24 protein-coding genes are annotated in these 22658 nt (G+C 70.9%); 9 read left to right on the plus strand and 15 right to left on the minus strand.

Annotation, left to right across the window (positions count from 1 at the left end):
- Position 1: 1 nt before the first annotated feature.
- Together ACWCRJ_RS16840 and pyk are read left to right on the plus strand one after the other, a co-directional pair.
- The gene (locus ACWCRJ_RS16840) at positions 2 to 1207 is read left to right on the plus strand and encodes an acetate kinase (RefSeq protein WP_450939989.1); all 1206 of its coding nucleotides are present in this window, start codon (positions 2 to 4) and stop codon (positions 1205 to 1207) included.
- A 132-nt stretch (positions 1208 to 1339) separates the two neighbouring features.
- Positions 1340 to 2770, plus strand: coding sequence for a pyruvate kinase (gene pyk / locus ACWCRJ_RS16845; protein ID WP_450939990.1), 1431 nt, complete (start codon positions 1340 to 1342; stop codon positions 2768 to 2770).
- 123 nt (positions 2771 to 2893) lie between these two features.
- On the opposite strand, the gene ACWCRJ_RS16850 is transcribed toward pyk, so the two are convergent.
- From ACWCRJ_RS16850 to ACWCRJ_RS16865, 4 genes are all read right to left on the minus strand, one after another.
- Positions 2894 to 4291, minus strand: a complete 1398-nt coding sequence (locus ACWCRJ_RS16850) for a hypothetical protein (protein ID WP_450939991.1) — start codon at positions 4289 to 4291, stop codon at positions 2894 to 2896.
- Positions 4281 to 4919 (minus strand): DUF6114 domain-containing protein, encoded by a 639-nt coding sequence (locus tag ACWCRJ_RS16855; RefSeq protein WP_450939992.1) that lies wholly within the window; start codon positions 4917 to 4919, stop codon positions 4281 to 4283. The genes ACWCRJ_RS16850 and ACWCRJ_RS16855 overlap by 11 nt, the downstream gene beginning before the upstream one ends.
- 160 nt (positions 4920 to 5079) lie before the next feature.
- The gene (locus ACWCRJ_RS16860; RefSeq protein ID WP_275456042.1) at positions 5080 to 5715 is read right to left on the minus strand and encodes a DUF6230 family protein; all 636 of its coding nucleotides are present in this window, start codon (positions 5713 to 5715) and stop codon (positions 5080 to 5082) included.
- 698 nt (positions 5716 to 6413) lie between these two features.
- Complete coding sequence (locus ACWCRJ_RS16865) at positions 6414 to 7391, minus strand: tetratricopeptide repeat protein (RefSeq protein ID WP_450939993.1); 978 nt, start codon at positions 7389 to 7391, stop codon at positions 6414 to 6416.
- A gap of 190 nt (positions 7392 to 7581) precedes the next feature.
- Here ACWCRJ_RS16865 and ACWCRJ_RS16870 point away from each other — a divergent pair, with 190 nt between their 5' ends.
- Positions 7582 to 8223 carry a TetR/AcrR family transcriptional regulator gene (locus tag ACWCRJ_RS16870; protein WP_450939994.1) on the plus strand — a complete coding sequence of 214 codons (642 nt, stop codon included), beginning with the start codon at positions 7582 to 7584 and terminating at the stop codon, positions 8221 to 8223.
- 239 nt (positions 8224 to 8462) lie between these two features.
- Here ACWCRJ_RS16870 and ACWCRJ_RS16875 read toward each other — a convergent pair whose 3' ends face one another.
- The gene (locus ACWCRJ_RS16875) at positions 8463 to 10163 is read right to left on the minus strand and encodes an acyl-CoA mutase large subunit family protein (protein WP_450939995.1); all 1701 of its coding nucleotides are present in this window, start codon (positions 10161 to 10163) and stop codon (positions 8463 to 8465) included.
- A 95-nt stretch (positions 10164 to 10258) separates the two neighbouring features.
- Between ACWCRJ_RS16875 and ACWCRJ_RS16880 the strand changes: the two genes are divergently transcribed.
- Entirely contained in the window at positions 10259 to 10600 is a 342-nt protein-coding gene (locus ACWCRJ_RS16880; protein WP_046914801.1) for a DUF3817 domain-containing protein, read from the plus strand.
- Between the two features lie 65 nt (positions 10601 to 10665).
- On the opposite strand, the gene ACWCRJ_RS16885 is transcribed toward ACWCRJ_RS16880, so the two are convergent.
- From ACWCRJ_RS16885 to ACWCRJ_RS16910, 6 genes are all read right to left on the minus strand, one after another.
- Entirely contained in the window at positions 10666 to 11175 is a 510-nt protein-coding gene (locus tag ACWCRJ_RS16885; RefSeq protein WP_046914800.1) for a MarR family winged helix-turn-helix transcriptional regulator, read from the minus strand.
- A 121-nt stretch (positions 11176 to 11296) separates the two neighbouring features.
- Positions 11297 to 11929 carry a TetR/AcrR family transcriptional regulator gene (locus ACWCRJ_RS16890; RefSeq protein WP_046914799.1) on the minus strand — a complete coding sequence of 211 codons (633 nt, stop codon included), beginning with the start codon at positions 11927 to 11929 and terminating at the stop codon, positions 11297 to 11299.
- Positions 11926 to 12582, minus strand: a complete 657-nt coding sequence (locus tag ACWCRJ_RS16895) for a DUF4166 domain-containing protein (RefSeq protein ID WP_450939996.1) — start codon at positions 12580 to 12582, stop codon at positions 11926 to 11928. Before ACWCRJ_RS16895 ends, ACWCRJ_RS16890 begins: the two co-directional genes overlap by 4 nt.
- Positions 12583 to 12665: 83 nt before the next feature.
- Positions 12666 to 13412: a hypothetical protein gene (locus tag ACWCRJ_RS16900; RefSeq protein WP_450939997.1), complete on the minus strand. Its 747-nt coding sequence runs from the start codon at positions 13410 to 13412 to the stop codon at positions 12666 to 12668.
- A 150-nt stretch (positions 13413 to 13562) separates the two neighbouring features.
- Positions 13563 to 13856 (minus strand): MTH1187 family thiamine-binding protein, encoded by a 294-nt coding sequence (locus ACWCRJ_RS16905; RefSeq protein ID WP_450939998.1) that lies wholly within the window; start codon positions 13854 to 13856, stop codon positions 13563 to 13565.
- Positions 13853 to 14212, minus strand: coding sequence for a DUF3817 domain-containing protein (locus ACWCRJ_RS16910; RefSeq protein ID WP_450939999.1), 360 nt, complete (start codon positions 14210 to 14212; stop codon positions 13853 to 13855). Before ACWCRJ_RS16910 ends, ACWCRJ_RS16905 begins: the two co-directional genes overlap by 4 nt.
- A 200-nt stretch (positions 14213 to 14412) precedes the next feature.
- Between ACWCRJ_RS16910 and ACWCRJ_RS16915 the strand changes: the two genes are divergently transcribed.
- From ACWCRJ_RS16915 to ACWCRJ_RS16930, 4 genes are all read left to right on the plus strand, one after another.
- A complete protein-coding gene (locus ACWCRJ_RS16915) occupies positions 14413 to 15045 on the plus strand; it encodes an AIM24 family protein (RefSeq protein WP_005480171.1) in 633 nt (210 codons plus the stop codon).
- A 1-nt stretch (position 15046) separates the two neighbouring features.
- Positions 15047 to 15697, plus strand: a complete 651-nt coding sequence (locus ACWCRJ_RS16920; RefSeq protein ID WP_450940000.1) for an AIM24 family protein — start codon at positions 15047 to 15049, stop codon at positions 15695 to 15697.
- Positions 15698 to 15699: 2 nt separating this feature from the next.
- Entirely contained in the window at positions 15700 to 16497 is a 798-nt protein-coding gene (locus ACWCRJ_RS16925; protein ID WP_450940145.1) for an AIM24 family protein, read from the plus strand.
- 137 nt (positions 16498 to 16634) lie between these two features.
- Positions 16635 to 17111, plus strand: a complete 477-nt coding sequence (locus ACWCRJ_RS16930; RefSeq protein ID WP_005480174.1) for a MarR family winged helix-turn-helix transcriptional regulator — start codon at positions 16635 to 16637, stop codon at positions 17109 to 17111.
- 33 nt (positions 17112 to 17144) lie between these two features.
- On the opposite strand, the gene ACWCRJ_RS16935 is transcribed toward ACWCRJ_RS16930, so the two are convergent.
- Both ACWCRJ_RS16935 and ACWCRJ_RS16940 read right to left on the minus strand, forming a co-directional pair.
- On the minus strand, positions 17145 to 18647 hold the full coding sequence (locus ACWCRJ_RS16935) for an ATP-binding protein (RefSeq protein ID WP_450940001.1): 1503 nt from the start codon (positions 18645 to 18647) through the stop codon (positions 17145 to 17147).
- The gene (locus ACWCRJ_RS16940) at positions 18644 to 19312 is read right to left on the minus strand and encodes a response regulator transcription factor (RefSeq protein WP_450940002.1); all 669 of its coding nucleotides are present in this window, start codon (positions 19310 to 19312) and stop codon (positions 18644 to 18646) included. The genes ACWCRJ_RS16935 and ACWCRJ_RS16940 overlap by 4 nt, the downstream gene beginning before the upstream one ends.
- 172 nt (positions 19313 to 19484) lie before the next feature.
- On the opposite strand from ACWCRJ_RS16940, the gene ACWCRJ_RS16945 reads away from it, so the two are divergent.
- A complete protein-coding gene (locus tag ACWCRJ_RS16945) occupies positions 19485 to 20198 on the plus strand; it encodes a PepSY domain-containing protein (RefSeq protein WP_450940003.1) in 714 nt (237 codons plus the stop codon).
- Between the two features lie 88 nt (positions 20199 to 20286).
- On the opposite strand, the gene ACWCRJ_RS16950 is transcribed toward ACWCRJ_RS16945, so the two are convergent.
- Both ACWCRJ_RS16950 and meaB read right to left on the minus strand, forming a co-directional pair.
- Positions 20287 to 21504: an MFS transporter gene (locus ACWCRJ_RS16950; protein ID WP_450940004.1), complete on the minus strand. Its 1218-nt coding sequence runs from the start codon at positions 21502 to 21504 to the stop codon at positions 20287 to 20289.
- Between the two features lie 181 nt (positions 21505 to 21685).
- On the minus strand, positions 21686 to 22642 hold the full coding sequence (meaB, locus tag ACWCRJ_RS16955) for a methylmalonyl Co-A mutase-associated GTPase MeaB (protein ID WP_450940146.1): 957 nt from the start codon (positions 22640 to 22642) through the stop codon (positions 21686 to 21688).
- Positions 22643 to 22658 lie beyond the last annotated feature (16 nt).

The following is a 22658-nucleotide window of genomic DNA, read 5'->3' on the forward strand; positions in this document are numbered from 1 at the left end:
CGTGACCGCCACCCGCGTACTCGTCCTCAACTCCGGCTCCTCCTCGGTGAAGTACCAGCTGCTCGACATGCGCGACAGCGGCCGGCTGGCCGTGGGGCTGGTCGAGCGGATCGGTGAGGAGAACTCCCGGCTGAAGCACACCCCGCTCACCGACGGCGGCGTCTCCCGCGAGCGCACCGGCCCGATCGCCGACCACGAGGCCGCCCTGAAGGCCGTCGCCGAGGAGCTGGCGGCCGACGGGCTCGGCCTCGACTCCCCCGAGCTGGCCGCCATCGGGCACCGTGTCGTGCACGGCGGGCAGAGCTTCACGCAGCCGACGGTCGTCGACGACACCGTCCTCGCCGAGATCGAGCGCCTGATCCCGGTGGCGCCGCTGCACAACCCGGCCAACCTCACCGGTATCCGCACCGCCCGGGCCCTGCGGCCCGACCTCCCCCAGGTCGCCGTCTTCGACACCGCGTTCCACACGACGATGCCGGAGTCCGCGGCCCGTTACGCGATCGACGTGGAGACCGCGGACGCCCACCGCATCCGGCGCTACGGCTTCCACGGCACCTCGCACGCGTACGTCTCCCGTGCCACCGCCGCACTGCTCGGCAGGGCGCCCGAGGACGTGAACGTGATCGTGCTGCACCTCGGCAACGGGGCGTCCGCCTCGGCGGTCGAGGGCGGGCGGTGCGTGGACACCTCCATGGGGCTCACGCCCTTGGAGGGACTGGTGATGGGTACGCGCTCCGGGGACCTGGACCCGGCCGTCATCTTTCATTTGATGCGCGTTGGCGAAATGTCCACGGACGAGATCGACACTCTCCTCAACAAGAAGAGCGGTCTCATCGGACTGTGCGGCGACAACGACATGCGGGAAATTCGCCGCCGCGTCGACGAGGGCGACGAGCGGGCGAAGCTGGCCTTCGACATCTACATTCACCGGCTGAAGAAGTACATCGGCGCCTACTGCGCGGTGCTCGGCCGGGTGGACGCTCTCGCCTTCACCGCCGGTGTCGGCGAGAACGCGGCGCCCGTGCGGGAGGCCGCCGTGGCGGGCCTGGAGGGGCTGGGCCTCGCGGTCGACGGCGAGCTGAACGCCGTACGGAGCGATGAGCCCCGGCTGATCTCGCCGGCCGGTGCGCGGGTCGCGGTCGCGGTGGTGCCGACGGACGAGGAACTGGAGATCGCGACACAAACGTATGCCCTGGTCGCCATATGAGCGAAGAGGACGCGAGTGAGCGAAGAACAGCCGAGGAATACACACCGGTAACACGTCTGAGCGCATAGCCGCACATTTGCTATTCCATCAGACGGAATATTCCGCAGCGAAACAAACCGATAGGATCGTCCCATGCGCCGTTCGAAAATCGTCTGTACTCTCGGCCCCGCGGTCGACTCCCACGAGCAACTGGTCGCCCTCATCGAGGCCGGCATGAACGTGGCCCGTTTCAATTTCAGCCACGGCAGTCACGCCGAGCACCAGGGCCGCTACGACCGGGTCCGGGCCGCCTCCGCCGAGACCGGTGTGGCTCTCGGTGTCCTCGCCGACCTGCAGGGCCCCAAGATCCGCCTGGAGACCTTCGCCGAGGGCCCGGTGGAGCTGGTGCGCGGTGACGAGTTCACGATCACCGCCGAGGACGTGCCGGGCGACAAGCAGATCTGCGGTACGACGTACAAGGGTCTGCCCGGTGACGTCTCCCCCGGCGACCAGATCCTCATCAACGACGGCAACGTCGAGCTGAAGGTCATCGAGGTCGACGGCCCGCGGGTGCGGACCGAGGTCATCGAGGGCGGGGTCATCTCCGACCACAAGGGCATCAACCTGCCCGGCGCGGCCGTCAACGTGCCGGCGCTGTCCGAGAAGGACGTCGAGGACCTGCGCTTCGCGCTGCGGATGGGCTGCGACCTGGTGGCGCTGTCCTTCGTGCGGGACGCCGAGGACGTGCGGGACGTCCACAAGGTGATGGACGAGGTGGGCCGCCGGGTCCCCGTCATCGCCAAGGTGGAGAAGCCGCAGGCCGTGGAGAACATGGAGGACGTCGTGATGGCGTTCGACGGCGTGATGGTCGCCCGTGGCGACCTGGCCGTCGAGTACCCGCTCGAGAAGGTCCCCATGGTGCAGAAGCGGCTCATCGAGCTGTGCCGCCGCAACGCCAAGCCGGTGATCGTGGCGACCCAGATGATGGAGTCGATGATCACCAACTCCCGCCCCACGCGCGCCGAGGCGTCCGACGTCGCCAACGCGATCCTGGACGGCGCGGACGCGGTCATGCTGTCGGCGGAGTCCAGCGTGGGCGCGTACCCGCTGGAGACGGTCCGCACGATGTCGAAGATCGTCACGGCGGCCGAGCAGGAGCTGCTCTCCAAGGGCCTGCAGCCGCTGGTGCCGGGCAAGAAGCCGCGGACGCAGGGTGGTTCGATCGCCCGTGCCGCCTGCGAGATCGCCGACTTCCTGGGCGGCCGGGCCCTGGTCGCCTTCACGCAGTCCGGTGACACCGCCCGCCGGCTGTCGCGCTACCGCGCCTCCCAGCCGATCGTCGCGTTCACCACCGACGAGTCCACCCGCAACCAGCTGGCGCTCAGCTGGGGTGTCGAGTCGCACGTCGTGCCGTTCGTGAACAGCACCGACGAGATGGTCGACCTGGTGGACCAGGAGATGGTCAAGCTCAAGCGCTTCCAGGAGGGCGACATCGCGGTCATCACCGCCGGCTCGCCCCCCGGTGTCCCGGGCACCACCAACATGGTCCGGGTGCACCACCTGGGCGGCGGCGCCCGCGACTGACGCGGGCCGGCGGTCGTCCGGAAGAGCGCCGAGGGCGCCCCCTGGAACAGGGGGCGCCCTCGGTCTGTGCGGCTCCCGGAAGGGTCCTGTGCGGCGCTCAGCGGGCCGCGGGGAGGCGGGCGCTCACTTGGTGGTGAACTGGTGCAGCCCCGGCACGGTGAGCGTCCCGCCGAACTGGCCCGCCTGGACGACCTTCACCTTGGTGAAGTAGATCAGCGGGATGTTCAGCGGCGGCGGGTGCTTCGGGTCGAAGGTCACCGGGATCAGACCGAGCAGGTTGCCGGAGATGCTCTCGGTGTACATGACCGTCTGGCCGTCGCGGATGGTGGACGTCGTGCCCTTGCCGGCCTGCACGTGGTAGGTCACGCCGGCCTGCTTGTCGTCGACCGTCTGGTGGAGGTCGCCGATGTCGGTGCCGTCGGAGATGACGTACTTCAGCACCTCCTTGACCTTGCCGTCGGCGGTCCGCACCTTGACGACGCCCTTGTAGTCGGCGCCCTTCAGCGTCAGCGAGCTGGCGTTCAGGTACCAGGGCTCGGAGGGCAGCGCGGGGATGCCCTTCTCCACGCCGCTCTCGTCGTCCGTGGCGACGAAGCAGTCGTCCAGGTCCGTGCTCTCGCTCGGGGACGGGCTCGGCGTCGCGGTGGCGTCGGCGGCGGTGTCCTCCGCCGTGTCCTCGGCGTCGTCGGCCTTGTCGTCGGTCTCGTCGTCGGCGGTGCCGGTGACGTCCTTGGCGGAGTCCTCGACCTTGTCGGTGACGTCGACGGAGCCCTTGCCGTCCTTGCCGGAGTCCTTGTCCTCGCCCTTGTCCTCGTCCGAGCCGGAGCCGCTGTCCGCCGCCGAGGGCGACGGGGACGGGCTGGTGGACGGGGACGGGGTGTCGCTCCCCGTCTCCTCGTCGTCCGGCGTGAACAGGTCCTCGAGCGCGCCGCCGATGTCCTCCAGGACGTTGCCGCCGCTGCCGCTGTCCGCGGCGGAGTCCGACGCCGTGTCCGCGGCCGCCTTGTCGGAGGCCGCCTCGTCCGAGGCCGGCTTCTCGGAGGTGTCCGTCGGCGCGGAGTCGTCCCCCGTGTCCTTGTCGTCGGAACCTGAATCCGACGAAGAGGAGTCGTCCGAGGACGTGTCGTCGGAGGCGGAGTCGTCCGAGGAGTCGTCGCCCGCGGGCTTGTCCTCGTCCTTCGCCTCGTCGTCCGAGGGGTCGGCGCTCTCCGTCGCGGAGGCGGACGGCGTCGGGGAGGCGGAGGTGTCCTTGTCCTCCTCGGCGGCCTCCAGGGCCGTCACGCAGTCCTTGTACTCGTCGGCCGTCAGGCTCTTGGACGCGGGGTCCTCGGCGAGTGCCAGGGTGGGGGTGAAGCCCATGCCCATGAGGACCGCCGTAGGCATGGCCGCCAGGGCTATCGCCTTGCCCGCCGGCATGTTCAGCCGGGTGAGAAGGGGCTTCCTGGGTGCCGCGTGCCGCGGTCCGGATCTCGCACGGGACTCTCCCACCGAAGTCCCGTGGGTCACCTCGTCAGCCGGCACTGTGCCTCCCGTTCGTCCCGTTCGTGGGGGTGGTACCTGACAGGTCGTCGCCCTCGCCGTTCGCCGCCCCGCTCATCGAACCCGCTGTCGCGGGCTCGGGGGCGTCGCCCTTGTGCAGGGGGACCGCACCTTGCTGTGCCGTGTTCTGCGCCGTCGTGTTCCCGGCGGCCGTGTCCTGGGGAACCGCGGACTGTGCCGGGGTCCGGTAGGTGGACGGCACCGGCGCCTCGTCGTGACCGGGCCCCCAGGCGATGGCCAGCGCACCGCCGATCAGGGCGAGCAGGAAGCCGAAGCCGAAGCCCCCGAGGTTGGAGACGGGGATGGACACGAGCGCCAGGAGGATCGCCGCCGTACCGGCGAAGGTGCGTACATGCCGCTGGAACCACAGGCTGACCCCGAGCACCACCAGCAGCACGCCGATGATGAGGGAACCCGAACCGCCCGTCGTCGCCATGGCGAGCGTGAGGTGGCCGAGCTGGATGTTCGCGTACGGGAAGTACATGATCGGGAAGCCGCTGAGCAGTACCAACAGGCCCGCCCAGAAGGGACGGCTGCCCCTCCAGTCGCGGAAGCGCCGCCGGAGGACGCGGAGATAGTCTTCGTTCTGCCCCGTTGACTCGGCGCTCATGGACAACAGCTCCCTGGAACGGTGTTGCTGTGACAAGTTCACGTACGCCGAAGCGCGCGTACGGAATTCACGTACGGACTGCGCGTGCGCGGCGGAGCGCACGGCGCTGAGGGACGGGCGGGCGAAGAAGCACAGGCCCCCTCACCCGCCCAGGGAGTGCCTAGTAGCACTCCACCGTGCCCTTGTGGAGCGACATCTTCAGGTTGCTCAGCTTGAAGGTTCCGGCAGTGGTGGCCCACGCCGTCTGCTTCACGTCGGTCAGCGTGGCCGAGTCGGCCTGCTGGGCGAACCCGTAGGGGTTGGCCTGCTCCGAGCCACCCTTCATGCCCGGACCCTTGTTGGCGTCCTTGGCCGCCACACCGATGTCGATGCCGCGGAAGACGGCATCGGCCGAGAGGTCCTCGACGTCGATGTAGAGGTTCTCGGCCTCGACCTTCTTGCCACCCGTACCGGCGGTCAGCTTGAGGCTGACGCTACCGAGGAACGGGACGCCCGGGGTGACGACCGACTGGCACATGTTGGTGATCGACGCGGACTTGAACGCCGAAACGGCGACGGGGTGAACCGTCTTCTCGCCCTTGAGGGTGTACCCCTCGTCGAGCGCTCCGTACTGCGAGAAGCCCGTACCGTCGAGCTGGTCAGCCGTCACCTTGAACGACTGGCCCGACACACTGAACGACGCTGCGAGAGCACCCTGCGCGAGGGCGACACCTATCGCTGCCGTGGCGGCGACGCTGGGCACCATGACCACAGCGAACCGCTTCCATCTGGTCCCGCCACGCACCTGGGACTCCATATTTCCTCCTTCTCGGACGTACATCTCCTGACACCGGCTCGCCCCCATGGGTGGCGGCTCAGCCAGGCAGGGATGGGAGAAGTGCTACGTCCTCGGGAAGGAGAGCGCCCGCGCTCGGTGGCGCGAACAGCGCCCGAACTCACCGGCGATCACCCCCGAGCGACAACCACTGGTCGCGCCTGACACGCATCACGCACAACCTGCTGGACAGGCTCCACCCTCGGGCGGAGACCCCCCTGTCCAAGAGCAGGCGCCACTGTCGCCCGCTCTACTCGGTGGGGACCCAGAAAACCCGATGACCCGACTGGTTGGCGGGGTACGGGGAAGGACCGAGCGTCGCCGATCGTGGTGCATTCTCGCCGCCCCCGCAAGGGGGGTCGTTACTGGCTAGTAACGGACGGATAACCGAACAACGACCCATCGGCATCGACCAGCGACCCTGGGTGTCGCCGAGTGAGGTGACACATCGGTTGACAGATGGACAGAGTCCGACAGATCGACGAGATTCTCTTACTGCCAGTAACAGCGGCCGCGTTTACCAAGATTTGGCAAAACGCGGCCGCGGTGTCGCTGTGTCGCCAAATCTCTCACTCGCGCAACACACGTCCCGGCACTCCGGGACCGAAGGCCCCCCGGCCCCCCCGAAGCCCCCGCCCGGCGCAGCCGGCGCTCAGCCGGGCCGGGGGTTCACCGGCGGGTCAGAACAGCGCCCGAGCCAGCGCGCGCCGCGCCGCGGCCACCCGCGGATCGTCACCGCCGACCACCTCGAACAACTCCAACAGCCGCGTCCGTACGGCCTCCCGGTCGTCCCCCGCGGTGACCCGCACGGTGTCGATGAGTCGACCGAACGCGTCCTCCACATGTCCGCCGACGAGGTCGAGGTCCGCCGCGGCGATCTGCGCCTGCGCGTCACCCGGGTTGTCGGCGGCCGCCTTGCGCACGTCCTGCGGATCGGCTCCCTGCACACGCTGCAGCAACTCGGCCTGCGCGAGGCCCAGTTTGGCCTCGGTGTTGCCCGGGTCGTCGCTCAGCACGTTCTTGTACGCCTGCACCGCGCCGCCGAAGTCGCCCGCGTCCAGGGCGTGCACGGCGGCTTCGAGCAGGTGGTCGTACGGACCGGCCGGGATCTGCGGGGCCGCCTGGACGGGGGCGCCGGCCTCGGCGTCCGGGTCCACCACGAGGCCGGTGAGCCCGAAGCGCTCCTCGGCGACCTGCACGAGCTGGTCGAGGGTCGAGCGGATCTGCTGCTCGGGGGCGGCTCCCTGGAAGAGGGGCAGCGCCTGCCCGGCGACTACGGCGAACACAGCCGGGATCCCCTGGATACCGAACTGCTGCATCAACATCTGGTTGGCGTCGACATCGATCTTGGCGAGGACGAACTTGCCGGCGTACTCGACGGCCAGCCGCTCCAGCACCGGGCTGAGCTGCTTGCAGGGCTGGCACCACTCGGCCCAGAAGTCGATGACGACGGGCACTTCGGTGGACCGCTGCAGAACCTCGCTCTCGAACCCGGCCTCATCGACGTCGATGACCAGGTCGGCCGGGGAAACCGCCCCTCCCCCGCCCTGCCGTGCCGCTTCGGCGCGCGCCTGCTCCGCCTTCGCCTTGGCCTCCTGGGCCGCCTTCACCGCGGCGAGGTCGACGACTCCGCTCATGGACATGTTCCGTGGCTGCATGAGTACATCCTCCCCCTTCCGAGCACGCGGGTGAAAAGCGTCCCGAGAGCCGGTGTCCACCCCCAGCTTTCGCTACGACTCGTAGCGTAACTGCCCCGGACGGCTCCCTGTACCCCTCACTACCCACTCCGCAGTGATCTGCCTCACGCCACCACCCGGGATTTCGACAACGGCCGGATATGGTCGGCGGATGCAGAGCCGCACCCCCGCCTCCCGCGCCACGGGCGGCCGACCGCGCAGCGCAGCCGCGGACGCCGCGATCCTGGCGGCGACCCGGGAAGCGCTGGTCGACCTCGGCTGGTCGAAGCTGACCCTGGGTGACGTGGCCACGCGGGCCGGCGTCGCGAAGACGACGCTCTACCGGCGCTGGGCGGGCAAGAACGAACTGGTCGTGGACGCGGTCGCGGAACTCTTCGACGAACTGCGCCTTCCCGACCGGGGCAGTCTGGCGGCCGACATCGAGGGCGTCGTGCTCCAGTTCGCGGCGATCCTGGCCCGGCCCGAGGCCAGGAGCGGTCTGATGGCGGTCATCGCGGAGTCCACCCGCGACGACGCCCTGCGCGCACGCATCCGCGCGTCCATCGTCGACCGCCAGAAACGCCTCGTCCTGGAGGGCCGCACCCGCGCCCAGACCCGCGGCGAACTGCCCCCCGAACCCGACCCCGCCACCGCGTCCCGCACCGTCGACCTCATCTTCGACGTCGTGGCCGGTGCGGTGGTCCACCGCACCCTGATCAGCGCGGGCCCGGCGGACGAACAATGGGTACGCGACTTCACGAGGCTGCTGCTGACGGGCCTGAACGGCACGGCAGCCACTCCGACCGAGAGCTGAGTGAGGGGCGCCCCTGTCACCTTTCAGGACGCGGGGCCACGTCGCTCTCAGGGGCGCGGGGACTGCGCGAACGGGGTCCGGGGCGGAGCCCCGAGTCCGTGACGGGGGTCGCAGGGGCGCGCAGCCCTTGGGGATGGGACGGGTAGGGGCGGCGAGGGCGAAATCCCCCGGAGTCACCCCACCGACCCCCACCCCGCCCAGAAGCCCGCACCCCGCACCCCGCACCTAGAAGGCCGCACCTAGAAGCCCGCCGGCTCCGTATACACCCCCCACTCCTCCCGCAACACCCCACAGATCTCCCCCAACGTCGCCTCGGCCCGTACCGCGTCAAGCATCGGCCCGATCGTGTCGCCCCCCTCCCGGACGGCAGCGACCATCGCGTCGAGCCCCGCCCGCACGGCCGCACCGTCCCGCCGCGCCTTCCGCCCGTCCAGCACCCGTACCTGCTCCCGCTCCACTTCGTGCCCGACCCGCAGGATCTCCAGATCCCCGGTCACCGACCCCTGGTGGACGTTGACCCCGACCACCCGCTTCTCCCCCTTCTCCAGGGCCTGCTGATACCGGAACGCGGCCTCCGCGATCTCCCCGGTGAACCACCCGTCCTCGATCCCCCGCAGGATCCCGGACGTCATCGGCCCGACCGGATGCACCCCGTCGGGACGCGCCCGCAGACCCCGCTCCCGGATCTGGTCGAAGATCTTCTCGGCGTCGGCCTCGATACGGTCCGTCAGCTGCTCGACGTACCACGAACCACCCAGCGGATCGGCCACGTTGGCGACCCCGGTCTCCTCCATCAGCACCTGCTGCGTCCTGAGCGCGATCTCCGCCGCCCGCTCGCTCGGCAGCGCCAGCGTCTCGTCGAGGGCGTTCGTGTGCAGGGAGTTGGTCCCGCCGAGCACCGCGGACAGCGCCTCCACCGCCGTGCGCACCACGTTGTTGTACGGCTGCTGCGCGGTCAGCGAGACGCCGGCGGTCTGGGTGTGGAAGCGCAGCCACTGCGCCTTGTCGGTCCGCGCCCCGTACACGTCCCGCATCCACCGCGCCCAGATCCGCCTGGCCGCGCGGAACTTGGCGATCTCCTCGAAGAAGTCGAGGTGCGCGTCGAAGAAGAAGGACAGCCCCGGCGCGAACACGTCCACGTCCAGCCCACGGCCGAGCCCCAGCTCCACGTACGCGAACCCGTCCGCCAGCGTGTACGCCAGCTCCTGCGCGGCCGTGGCCCCGGCCTCGCGGATGTGGTAGCCGGAGACGGACAACGGCTTGTAGGCGGGGATCCGGGCCGCGCAGTACTCCATCAGATCGCCGATGAGGCGCAGGTGGGGCTCGGGCGGGAAGATCCACTCCTTCTGCGCGATGTACTCCTTGAAGATGTCGGTCTGGAGGGTGCCGTCGAGGACGGCCGGGTCGACACCCTGGCGCTCGGCGGCGACGACGTACATGCAGAAGACCGGGACGGCGGGCCCGCTGATCGTCATCGACGTGGTGACGTCCCCGAGCGGGATCCCCCGGAACAGCACCTCCATGTCGGCGGCGGAGTCGATGGCCACCCCGCAGTGCCCGACCTCACCGAGCGACCGCGGATCGTCCGAGTCCCGCCCCATGAGCGTCGGCATGTCGAACGCGACGGACAGCCCCCCGCCCCCGTTGGCGAGGATCGACCGGTACCGCTCGTTGGTCCGCTCCGCGTTCCCGAACCCCGCGAACTGCCGGATCGTCCAGGTCCGCCCCCGGTACCCCGTCGGATACAGCCCCCGCGTGAACGGATACTCCCCCGGCCATCCGATCCGCTCGAAGCCCTCGTACACATCCCCGTCCCGGGGCCCGTACACGGGCTCCACCCGCTCCCCGGAAAGGCTCGTGAAGTCCCCCTCCCGCTTCCGGGCGGAGTCATAACGTGCCTGCCAGCGTCGGCGTCCCTCTTCGATGGCGTCAGCGTCCATGCGTCCAATTTACTAGGACGTCCTAGTAAACGCCCGGGAACGCGGGCCGGGACGCGCGCGCGAGGCACCGAAAAGCACCCGTTACGCTCGACGCCATGAAGAAGAGCGTCTTGACCCGCTACCGGGTGATGGCCTACGTCACCGCCGTCCTGCTGATCCTGCTGACGGCGGGCGTGATCGGGAAGCGTCTGCTGGACCTGGACGGCTTCGACAGCTTCGTCACGGTGGTCGGCTTCGCGCACGGCTGGCTGTACGTGCTGTACCTGGTCTTCGCCTTCGACCTCGGCAGCAAGGCGAAGATGCCGCTGGGCCGCCTCGCCTGGGTGCTGCTCGCCGGCACCGTCCCCACGGCCGCCTTCTTCGTGGAACGCCAGGTGAGCCGCGAGGTGGAGCCGCTGATCATCAAGGAAGCGGTCCCGGACCCCGCCGCGGCCTGAGCCGGGACGGACCCGAGGGCGCCCGGCCTGGCGTCGCCGGGGAATCCGCCCGTCGGCGGGGGCGGTCAGCTCTCCTCGAAGTCCCCCGCGGCCACCCGCAGCGGTCGCAGCATCGCGAAGATCTCCGCGCATTCCTCGGCGTCGTAGGCGCCCAGGCCGAAGTCCATGGACATGAGGTCGCGGGTGGCGGCGTCGCAGACCTCGCGGCCCTTGTCCGTGATGGAGGCGAGGGTGCCACGGCCGTCGTTGGGATTGGGGCGCTTGTCGACGAGGCCGGACCTCACCAGACGGTCGACGGTGTTCGTCACGGACGTGGGGTGCACCATCAGCCGCTCGCCGATCTTGGACATCGGCAGCTCGCCCTTCTGGGAGAAGGTGAGCAGCACGAGGGCCTCGTAGCGCGCGAACGTCAGTCCGTACGGCTTGACCACCGCGTCGACCTCCGCCAGCAGGATCTGCTGGGCGCGCATGATCGAGGTGATCGCGGCCATGGACGGGACGCTTCCCCAGCGCTGCTTCCAGTGCTCGTCGGCGCGCGAGATGGGGTCGAAGGAGAGGCTGAGCGGCTTCGGCACGGCATCGACCTTACCGGCCGGTCACATGCTGGTCAGCCCCGTCTCGCCTTTCGGTACGCCCCGGCCCCGCGCCACCGCTTCCGGCCGACGTCCGGGCCCCTACGGTCAGCCCTTCCGGACGTCACCGCCCCGCGGTCTTCCGGAGGTGGTGACGGACCGCCCGCTGGGCCACCGGTCCGAGACCGTCGAGCGCGGCCGCGAGCGCCGCGAGCTGTTCGAGCGCGCCGAGGGCGGCCTCCGCCCCCTCCGGATCGACCCCCTCGTACAGCTCCAGCCCCACGAACGACGCCGCCACGGCCCGCGCCAGCCCGCCCGCGTCCGCGAACTCCCCGAGCGGCGAGCCCGACAGGACCCGCCGCAGCACCCCCTCCACCTCCGTGATCCACAGCTCCAGCCCCGCCGCCGTGGCCGGCGCCAGCCGCGGCTGGGTCTGCGCCCCCGCGAGGAGTTGCCCCAGCACGGCCACATGCCCCTGCGCACGCTCCTCCGCGTGCATCTCCCGCCCGAAGGCCAGCAGTTCGCCGAGCGAGCCGATCGCCGCCAGCCGCTCCCGGTGGCGGGCGACCCGCTGTTCGGCCCCGAACCGGCAAGCCGCCGCGAGGAGTTCGTCCACGGACCCGAAGTGGTAGAAGACGAGCGCCTGGTTCACCCCGGCGGTCGCGGCGATCGAGCGGGCGGACGTCTTGGCGATCCCCTGCTCGACGAGCGTGCGCAGCGCGCCCTCCAGCAGCTTCGCCCGGGTCGCCTCGCTCACGCCCGCGCCTCCTCACGGACCGGCCGCAGCCCCGCCCGGACCCCGCACACCCGGACGTCCTCGTAGGTCGCGGCGAACGACCCCTCGTAACCGAAGAGGGGCCCGAAGTGCCGGTTCACCACCCGCACCCGGATCCGGAAACGTCCCGTCCGCTCGTCGAACCGCTCCCGCACCTCCGCCTCCCCGCCGACGAGTTCCGGGACCCGGACGTCGACGGGCCCCTCCCGGAACCGGTGTTCCCCGGAGCGGATCAGCAGCGACCCGTCGGCCTCCGCGGCGAAGTGCAGGTCACTGGCCACGTGCTGGTGGGTGCCGAGATAGTCGAGGACACGGTCGCCCTTGGGACTGAGCACCATCTGGGCGTCGAACCGGCGGGAGCGGCCGGGCAGGTCGAAGGTACGCACGAAGGTCACCGTCTCACGGCCGAAGCGGTCGGCGTACGGCACGTTCTCGATGGTGAAGGGGACGTTCCGCCCCTCGCGCGGGACCAGGATGTTGCGGGTGCCGCCGAGCGCGAGGAACGGCTTCACCAGGCCCCGGCCGTGCCAGATCCGCTCCATCGTGCCCCGGCCGGTGCAGGCCTCACCGCTCGCCAGCCCCACCGAGAAGCGCCGGCGCAGCTCGGGATGGAGCCGGTCGAAGTCCGCGCCCATGACCGTCCGGAAGATCGAGGACGGAGAGGAGGGAGAGGAGGGAGAGGACGGAGAAGTCCTCGGAACCGTTCCGTGCATGGCGGCTATCCCTTCAGGGTCGCGAGCAGGCGCGGCGCACGCGCGCGCGGGGGCGGGGTCCGCAGACAGCGGCGGGCGGACGGGGTGCCGGGCAGGGGCGGCACGATCAGGGCGGCCAGGACCGCCGACACGGCCAGGACCGGCGTGGCGAACAGCGCCAGGGGGGCGAGGGGTCCGGCCGGGTCCACCAGCGCCCCGTACGCCAGCCCCGCGCAGGCGGCCACGATCGTCAGCGCGCGGACGGCGGCCTCGGCGAGCCAGCGGCGCAGGGCCCGCTCCGGGGCGATGTCCCGCTCCAGCCAGAGGCGCAGGCGGTCGAAGGACCAGGCGGTGGCCCAGCCCATGAGCGGGCGGAACACCAGCCGGTCGGCGAGGGCGCCGGTGCGGCCCCAGCGGGGGCGGTAGTCGTAGCCGGTGAGGAAGCGGACCGCGTCGCCGTCGGGTACGTAACGCCAGTAGCCGCTGCCCTCGGCGATCAGGGAGAGGGGGTGCGGGGAGGCGAACCGCAGTGCCGAGGTCCTGGTGCCGTCCGGCCGCTCGCGCTCCCCGGCCGAGACCCCGGTCCCGGCGACCGTCAGGCCGGGCAGGACGCGGGTGGCGTACCGGAAGTGCTGCGGCTCGCCCTCCGCGCGCGGGAGGTAGCGGATCTCGGTGAAGCGCAGGTCCCAGCGCTGGTGGCGGGCCGGGTCCTGACTGCGGGCCCACAGCTCCTCCAGATCGGCCCGTATCCGTACCTCCACATAGAGCCCCATGCCCGTTCCCCCAGGTCGGTGACGTTTTTGAGCGACTGCTCAACCCCTCTGGCACAGGACCGTACATGGTTTTGAGCGATCGCTCAAACAACGGGCACGCAAAAACCCCGGTCCAGAAGGACCGGGGTCTCGCCGTGGCGGGGACGGCGGCTACGCCGACAGGTGGCGCTCCACCGTCTCCACCTTCGACGTGAGGCCGTCCGTCACACCGGGCCGGATGTCGGCCTTGAGGACGAGCGAGACGCGGGGCGCGCGCTCCTCGACGGCGGCGACGGCGCGTCGCACGACGTCCATCACCTCGTCCCACTCACCTTCGATCGAGGTGAACATGGCGTCGGTCCGGTTCGGCAGACCGGACTCACGGACGACCCGGACGGCCTCGGCGACGTACTCACCCACGTCCTCACCGACGCCCAGCGGGGTCACGGAGAAGGCGACGATCACGCTTTCACCACTCCTTCGTCCTCGTCACGCGCGCGGGACGCGAGCGCCACGCCGACCGCACTCTCGGCCTCGCGGCGGAGCCTGCGGTCGGCGAAGAAGCCACCGGTGGGCAGGACGGAGAGGGCGAAGTAGAGCGCGGCGGTCTTCAGCGGCCACTTGGTGCGGTTCCAGGCATCGGCCCAGAAGAGCAGGTACAGGAGGAAGAGGACGGCGTGGACCCAGCCCATCACCGGCACCGCGTTGAACTCCGTGGTGCGCTTGAGCACCGAGCACACGAGCAGCAGCAGGAAGGAGACGGCCTCGGGGGCGGAGACGAGGCGCAGGCGGCGGAGGGCGGAGGCGGTCTTTATGTCCACGGGTCACCTTCGGTGAGGTCGGCGGGGTCGGCGGGGGGAGTCGTCGCGTCGCTCGGCGATCCTTGTGAAAGGAAGCACAAGCGTCTTCCATTCTGGCATCCGTCAACCTCCGGATGTCCCAGGGGGTCCCTTGAGGGTCGAGATCCTCCTCTGGGACCTGTCCTGTCCCCCCTTCGGCCGGTTACCGTCACCCCGTGGCAATGTTCCGACTTCAAGGCAGCAAAGTGCTGGCCGTCGACATGACCGGGGACGCCGTGAAGGCGAAGAACGGCTCGATGGTCGCCTACGACGGTCAGATGTCGTTCAAAAAGCTGAGCGGCGGCGGTGAGGGTCTGCGCGGGATGGTGACGCGGCGCCTCACGGGTGAACAGATGACGTTGATGGAGGTGACCGGCCAGGGGACCTGTTGGTTCGCGGACCGGGCGTCCGAGATCAACCTGGTGAATCTTCAGGGGGACAAGCTGTTCGTGGAGTCGAGCAATCTGCTCGCGACGGACTCCGGGCTGCGGACGGGCACGAGCTTCACGGGGCTGCGCGGCGCCTCGCAGGGCAACGGTCTGTTCACGACGACCATAGAGGGCCACGGCCAGGCGGCGATCATGTCCGACGGCCCGGCGGTGGTGCTGCGGGTCAGTCACCAGTACCCGCTGACGGTGGACCCGGGGGCGTACATCGCGCACCAGGGCAACCTCCAGCAGTCCTTCCAGTCCGGCGTGACGTTCCGCACGCTCATGGGCGAGGGCGGCGGCGAGGCCTTCCAGATCCGCTTCGAGGGCGACGGACTCGTCTACGTCCAGCCCAGCGAGCGCAACACGGTGGCGGGAGACGTGTGACATGGCCTTCCGTGAGATCAACTCGAAGATGATCGAGGCGACCGTGATGCCGGGCCAGCGGCTGTTCAGCCAGCGCGGCGCGATGCTCGCCTACAAGGGCGAGGTGTCCTTCACCCCGAACATGCAGGGCGGTCAGGGCGGTATCGCCTCGATGATCGGCCGCCGGGTGGCGGGCGAGGCGACCCCGCTGATGACCGTCGAGGGCAGCGGCACGGTGCTGTTCGGGCACGGCGGCCACCACATCCAGGTGATCGGCCTGACGGGCGAGACCCTGTACGTGGAGGCCGACCGTCTGCTGGCCTTCGACGGCACCCTCCAGCAGGGCACGATGTTCATGGGCTCCCAGGGCGGCGTCATGGGCATGGTGCGCGGCCAGGTGACGGGCCAGGGCCTGTTCACCACCACCCTCAAGGGGCACGGGGCGGTCGCGGTCATGGCGCACGGCGGGGTCATCGAGGTGCCGATCACCCCCCAGCGCCCGGTCCATGTGGACCCGCAGGCGTACGTGGCGCACCACGGCGACGTACGCAACAAGCTCTCCACCGCGCTCGGCTGGCGCGACATGGTGGGCCGGGGTTCCGGCGAGGCGTTCCAGCTGGAGCTGAGCGGCAGTGGTGCGGTGTACGTCCAGGCCTCGGAGGAGAAGCTGTGAGCATGTACGGGGCACCGGTCGCCGGCCCGGCCGTCTTCGACCCGATGACGCTGCCGTCCGACGACAACGTCAACAACTACACCTTCTGCGTGGAGCTCAAGGGGAGCCAGTGGTTCCTGCAGAAGGGCAAGATGATCGCCTACTACGGCCAGATGGAGTTCAACGGCATCGGGCACGGCCGTTTCGGCGGTCTCGTCCGTACGTCGTTCCATTCGCCTCTGCACGCGAGCGACTGGGTCGTGGCGGAGGGGTCGGGCAAGATGCTCCTCGCCGACCGGGCCTTCGACGTCAATTCGTATGACTTGGAGGACGGCAACCTGACCATTCGCTCGGGCAATCTCCTCGCTTTTCAGCCAAGTCTCGCACTCAAGCAGTCGATCGTTCCGGGCTTCCTGACCCTCATCGGAACGGGCAAGTTCGTGGCGGCCTCCAACGGCCCGGTGGTGTTCATGGAACCCCCCATCCGGGTGGACCCGCAGGCCCTGGTCGGGTGGGCCGACTGCCCCTCGCCCTGCCACCACTACGACCACGGCTACATGGCGGGTCTCATGGGCGGCCTACGTGCGATGACGGGCCTGGGCGGCGCCTCCGGGGAGGAGCACCAGTTCGAGTTCGTCGGGGCGGGCACGGTCCTGCTCCAGTCCTCCGAGACCCTCATGGCCGAGCAGGCCACGGGCGTGGTTCCGCACGAGCCGGGCGTACCCGGTGGCGGTGGGGTACCCGGTCACCACGGACAGCCGGCGGGGGCACCGCGCCTTCCCGGACAGCTGGGGGACCTCCAGCGTCGCTTCGGGCTGTGAGCGGTAGTCTGCGGAGTGTGACGTCGAACGTGTGCGCGTTGTCATGCTCCACCCCCGTAAGACCCGACCTGTCCGTACGACCGGAACAACCTCACCCTCACTAGTTCGCCTTTCAACCTTTTAGGTAGACTTCATTCATGGAGACCGAAACGGCCACACGCTGGCTGACCGATGCGGAGCAGTGCGCCTGGCGCACCCATCTGGACGTCAACAGGCTGCTGACCCACCAGCTCGAAAGGGACCTGCAGCCGTTCGGCCTGACGATGAACGACTACGAGATCCTGGTGAACCTCTCCGAGTCGGAGGGCCGCCGGATGCGGATGAGCGACCTCGCCGCCGCCACCCTCCAGTCCAAGAGCCGTCTCTCGCACCAGGTCACCCGCATGGAGAACGCGGACCTGGTGCGCCGGGAGAACTGCGAGTCCGACCGGCGCGGTCTGTTCGCCGTGCTGACGGAGCACGGCCTGGAGACGATGCAGCGGGTCGCGCCGCATCATGTCGCCTCCGTGCGACGCCACTTCATCGACCTGCTGCCGGAGGAGTCGCTGGAGGAACTGCACAAGTCGCTGACACCGATCGCGGATCACCTCCGGAGCCATCGCGGCAGGCCGTGACCCTCCTTCGGTGACGAGCCGGGGACCGCGGCCTCAGCTTCGGCCGCGGGTCCCCCGCCGCCGCTCACGCCCCCGGGGCGGAGCCGCCTGCGTCGCCGCCCCGCGCCCCTGGCTCTCCCGGGGCAGCCGGAGTTCGAACAGCGCTCCCCCGCCGGGCGCGTCCCCGATCGTCAGGGTGCCCGAGTGGCGCAGGGCGATGTCCCTGGCGATCGCCAGGCCGAGGCCCGCGCCGCCGTCGTCCCTCGCCCGGGACTCGTCCAGCCGGACGAAGCGTTCGAAGACCCGCTCCCGATCGGCCTCGGGGACGCCCGCTCCGTCGTCCGTGACCTGGAGAATCGCCCACTGCGGGGTGGTGCGCAGGGTGACGGCGACCCGGTCGTGGGCGTGACGGCGGGCGTTGTCCAGGAGATTGCCGAGGACACGGCAGATCTGGGTGCGCGAGCCGCGCAGTTCGACGGACTCGTCGCCTTCCCAGGTCACACCCTCCCGGGACGCCACCTCCTCCCGTACGACCTCCGCCAGGTCGAACCGCGCCTGTGGCGGCGGCCTCTCCCCCGCGTCCAGCCGGGCGAGCAGCAGCAGGTCGGCGGCGAGGCTCTGCAGCCGTACGGTGTCCTCGACCGCCCCCTCCAGATCCAGCAGCTCCGGGTGTGCCGCACCCACTTCGAGCTGGGTGCGCAGGGACGCGATCGGGCTGCGCAGCTCGTGCGAGGCGTCCGCGACGAACGCCCGCTGCCGCTCCACGGAGGTCTCCAGCGCGGCCAGGGTCTCGTTCGTCGTCCGCGCCAGCCGGGCGATCTCGTCGTGCGTGTCCGGCTCGGGGACGCGTCGGGAGAGGTCCTCGGAGGCGGTGATGGCGGCCATCTCGGACCGGATGCCCTCCACGGGGCGCAGCGCCCGCCGGGTGACGGCGTACGTCACCCCGCCGACCGTGAGCAGCAGCAGCGGCAGCCCGATGAGCATCGTCGTCAGCGTGGTGCCGACGGCGTCCTCCTCGGTGGAGAGCGGGGCGCCCGCGTAGACGGTGAGCGGGACGCCGGCCGGCGTGACCACGTCGACGGCCGCGAACCGGTAGTCCGCCGTCACCCCCTCGACGGTCGCGGTGCCCTCGCCGTACCAGGTCTCGTCGGCGACCTCGCGGGCGCCGAGCGTGCCGTCGTCCTCGGCGTCCCGGTCGCCCTCCGCCCGGTCGTCGGCGTCGTCGTTGGTCTCGGAGTTCAGCCGGTCCGAGGCGACGGCGGTCACGTTCATGGCCTCGACGTCCTCGCCGACCGCGACGGGCTTCTCCGCGCGGTCCAGAACCTCGACGGGGTTCTCGTCGCCGTCCGGCAGCCTCAGCTCGTCGTAGGCGAACCCGTTCGCCAGCGCCGAGGCGGCGTTGCGGGCCACGGAGTCGGCCTCGGTGTCCGCCTTGTCGACGAGGGTGAACCGCAGCGAGAGCAGGACGGCGGCGCCCGCCGCGACCAGGGCGACGGCGACGACGACGGTCGCGGCGAGGGTGGCGCGGGCCCGCACCGAACCCAGGCGGCGTCTCACGGGCGGGCCTCCAGTCGGTAACCGGCCCCGCGCACGGTCGTGATGAGCGTGGGGCCGAGCTTGCGGCGCAGGGTGCTGATGTAGACCTCGACGATGTTCGGGTCGCCGTCGTAGGCGAAGTCCCAGACGTGCTCCAGGATGTCGGCCTTGGAGACGACCTCACCGGCTCTCAGCACGAGCTGCTCCAGGACGGAGAACTCCTTGGTGGTGAGGGTGATCTCCTCCTCGGTGAGGAACACGCGCCGGGCGGCGGTGTCGAGCTTCAGCTCGCCGACCTCGTGCACGGGCGAGGCACCGCCGGAGGCGTTGCGCCGCCGCAGCAGCGCCTTCACCCGGGCGACGAGGACGACGTAGGAGAACGGCTTGGTCAGATAGTCGTCGGCGCCCGTGTCCAGGCCCTCCGCCTCGTCGTACTCGCCGTCCTTCGCGGTGAGCATCAGGATCGGTACGTCGTGGCCGGCGGCGCGCAGGGCGGCGCACACGCGGTAGCCGTTCATGCCGGGCAGCATGATGTCGAGGATCACGAGGTCGTACGCCCCCTCGCTCGCCCGGTGCAGGCCCTCGACTCCGTCGTGGACGACGTCCACGGCGTACCCCTCGGCCGTCAGCCCCTTGGCCAGCGACACCGCGAGCCGCTTCTCATCTTCCACGATCAACAGGCGCATGCGTTCAGCTTGGCAAACCGAACCTGAAGCGGTCTTCAGGGGGCTTCAGGTCCGCTTCAGCGTCGGTCCGCCAGATTGGTCCTCGTCAAAAGCAGACGAGGCCGACAAGCCGCCTGCAACCGGCGACATCACCCGTAACTGGTTGCAGCCAGTCGCATTCTGGAGGAAAACCATGAAGCGCAACATCGTCATCGCCACCCTCACGGCCGTCGCGCTGATCGGCGGCGGCACCGCGACCGCCATCGCGGTGGCGGGTGACGACGAGGCGCCGGCGAAGAAGACCGTGTCGGTGGCGAACGACGACAACGACCGCGACGACGTCAACGACCCGGACGACCGCGACGACTCGGCCCAGGACAAGGCGGAGGACAGGGCCGAGGACAAGGCCGCCCGCGACACGGACCAGGACGCCGAGGACAAGGCCGAGAACGCCGCCGAGGCGAAGGCCGGCCAGGTCACGGCCGCCGACGCGATCACGACGGCCCTGAAGCACAAGGCCGGTACGGCGGTCTCCGCCGACCTCGACGACGAGGGCACGGCCCTGGTGTGGGACGTCGACGTCCTGACCGGCGGCGACAAGTGGTTCAGTGTCCAGGTCGACCCCCGCACCGGCAAGGTGCTCGGCTCGCACGCCGACCGGGACGACGACGGGGACGACGCCGCCGAGACCCGGCAGATCCGCGCCGCGCTGAAGGGCGGCGAGGTGACCGCCGCGGAGGCCGCCGAGGCCGCCGCCGCGAAGGGCACCGTGACCTCCGTCGACCTCGACGAGGAGAGCACGGACCAGGCCTGGGAGGTCGACACCACCGCCGCCGACGGCACCGGCAGCGACTGGAGGGTCGCCCTCGACTCCGGCAAGCTCACCGCCGACCGCACCGAGGACTGACCTCCCGCACCCCTCGGCCACCAGGCTTCTCTCTCCCCCCACAGGTAGGGGCACCCGGCGCATGGCACCGGGTGCCCCTACCGCCGTTTCAGCCGGCGTCGCCCGCCGTACGGAGCCCGAGGCCGACGGCGGTCGCCGCGAGCAGCGCCGCGCCGCCCGCGAGGGCGAAGCCGAGGGCCGGGGGGAAGTGGGCCACCAGCAGGCCCGAGGCGGCCGCGCCCGCGGAGATACCGGCGTTCACGGCCGTGTTGACCCAGGCACCGGCCTGGGTGCGTGCGGTGGACGGGGCGGAGGCGTCGGCGACGAGGTACGCGGTGGTCAGGGCCGGCGCGACGAAGAGGCCGGCACAGACGACGGCGCCGGTGAGCGCCGCGAGGTTCGGGGCGAGCCCGGCGGCGGCGAGGGCGAGGCCGAGGCCTCCCGTCAGCAGCGACAGCCGTACGCGGGCGCCGGAGCGCCACTCGATCGCGCCGTACGCCAGGCCGCCCACCGCGCTTCCGGCGGACAGGGCGGCGAAGATCCAGGCCACGACGGTGTCCCCGCGCCCCTGGTGCTCGGCGAAGGCCAGCACCAGCAGGTCGAGTGCGCCGAGCGACAGGCCGACCCCGCCGGCCGCGACGACGGGCGGCACGATCCCGGTCACCATCCGGGGCGTCCGTTTCCGGGCCCCCTCCTGCGGCGCGGGCGCACGTCCCGGCACACGCGCCACGGCCGGAGAGGTCACGAACCCGCATGTCCCCGCCACGACCAGCAGCGCCGCCACGGCCACGGCGGCGGCCGGGGCGGTGACCTGCACGATCCCGCCCACCACCAGCGGCCCCGACACGAACAGCAGTTCCTCCGCGACCCCGTCGAGGCTGTACGCGCGACGCAGCAGCCCCGGGTCCGGGGCGAGTGCGCTCCACACCGTCCGCATCGTCGGGCCGAGCGGTGGCGTACAGGCCCCCGCCGCCACCGCGACGGCACCCAGCACCGGCCCCGACGCCCCCGGCCGCCAGCCCGCCACGGCCAGCGCCCCGAGCAGCGCGGCGTACAGCGAGGCCATCGGCAGCAGCGCGCGGCGGGGGCCGTAGCGGTCGACGAGCGCCGCCCGCACGGGCGACAGCAGGACACTGGTGGCCCCGAACAGGGCCATCACCGTACCGGCGACGGCGTACGACCCGGTCGTCCGGGTCACGGCGAGCAGCACGGCGATGGACACCATGCCGTAGGAGAGCCGGCCGACGAGCACGGCGGCGAAGGTGCGGCGGGCGTACGGGATGCGGAGCACCGAGGCGTACGACGGCCGCGGAATGGTCGCGGACATGCGAAATGTTCCTCACCAGGAGGCGAAAAGGGGGACACCGATGTCCCGCGCGGCGACGACACGTCGCCGGCGGAAGGGTCCGCCTCTACGCACGGTGAAGGAACATGCGGCCAAGCTAGCAGCCGCCCGTGACAGGGCCCCAGGGGATTTCGGGCTGGTGGCGAAGGTGAGGGCGGGGGGCTCAGCCCTCCGTCAGGCCCGCCACCAGTTCGTCCGCCGCCCGGTACGGATCCAGCTCCCCCGCCACGATCCGCTCGGCGAGAGCCGACAGGCGGCGATCGCCGTGCAGGTCCCCGATCCGCTCCCGCAGCGCGGTCACCGCGATGGTCTCCACCTCGCGCGCGGCCCGGGCCCGCCGGCGGTCCGCGAGGACCCCCCGCTCCTCCATCCAGGCCCGGTGCTTCTCCAGGGCCTGGACGACCTCGTCGATCCCCTCGGCCCGCGCCGCGACCGTCTTGACGATCGGCGGGCGCCAGTCCCCGGGACGACGGGACTCGCCCAGCCCCAGCATGTGGTTCAGCTCGCGCGCGGTCGCGTCGGCGCCGTCCCGGTCGGCCTTGTTGACCACGTAGACGTCACCGATCTCCAGGATTCCGGCCTTGGCCGCCTGGATGCCGTCCCCCATGCCGGGTGCCAGCAGCACCACCGACGTGTCCGCCTGCGAGGCGATCTCCACCTCGGACTGGCCCACGCCGACCGTCTCGACCAGGATCACCTCGCACCCGGCCGCGTCCAGCACCCGGATGGCCTGCGGGGCCGACCACGCCAGACCACCCAGATGGCCGCGCGTCGCCATCGAACGGATGTACACGCCGGGGTCGGAGGCGTGCTCCGACATCCGGACCCGGTCGCCGAGGAGGGCGCCGCCCGAGAAGGGCGACGAGGGGTCGACGGCGAGCACGCCCACCCTCTTCCCGGCCCGCCGGTACGCCGTCACCAGCGCCGACGTGGACGTGGACTTGCCCACGCCGGGCGAGCCGGTGAGGCCGACGACGTACGCGCCTCCGGTCAGCGGGGCCAGCGCCGCCATGACCTCACGGAGCTGCGGGGACGCCCCCTCCACCAGGGAGATCAGCCGGGCCACGGCCCGCGGCCGGCCTTCCCTGGCCTGGGCCACCAGGGTGGAGACGTCCTGCATCACAGCTCCGTTCACG

Source organism: Streptomyces sp. NPDC002324 (genome assembly GCF_053593335.1).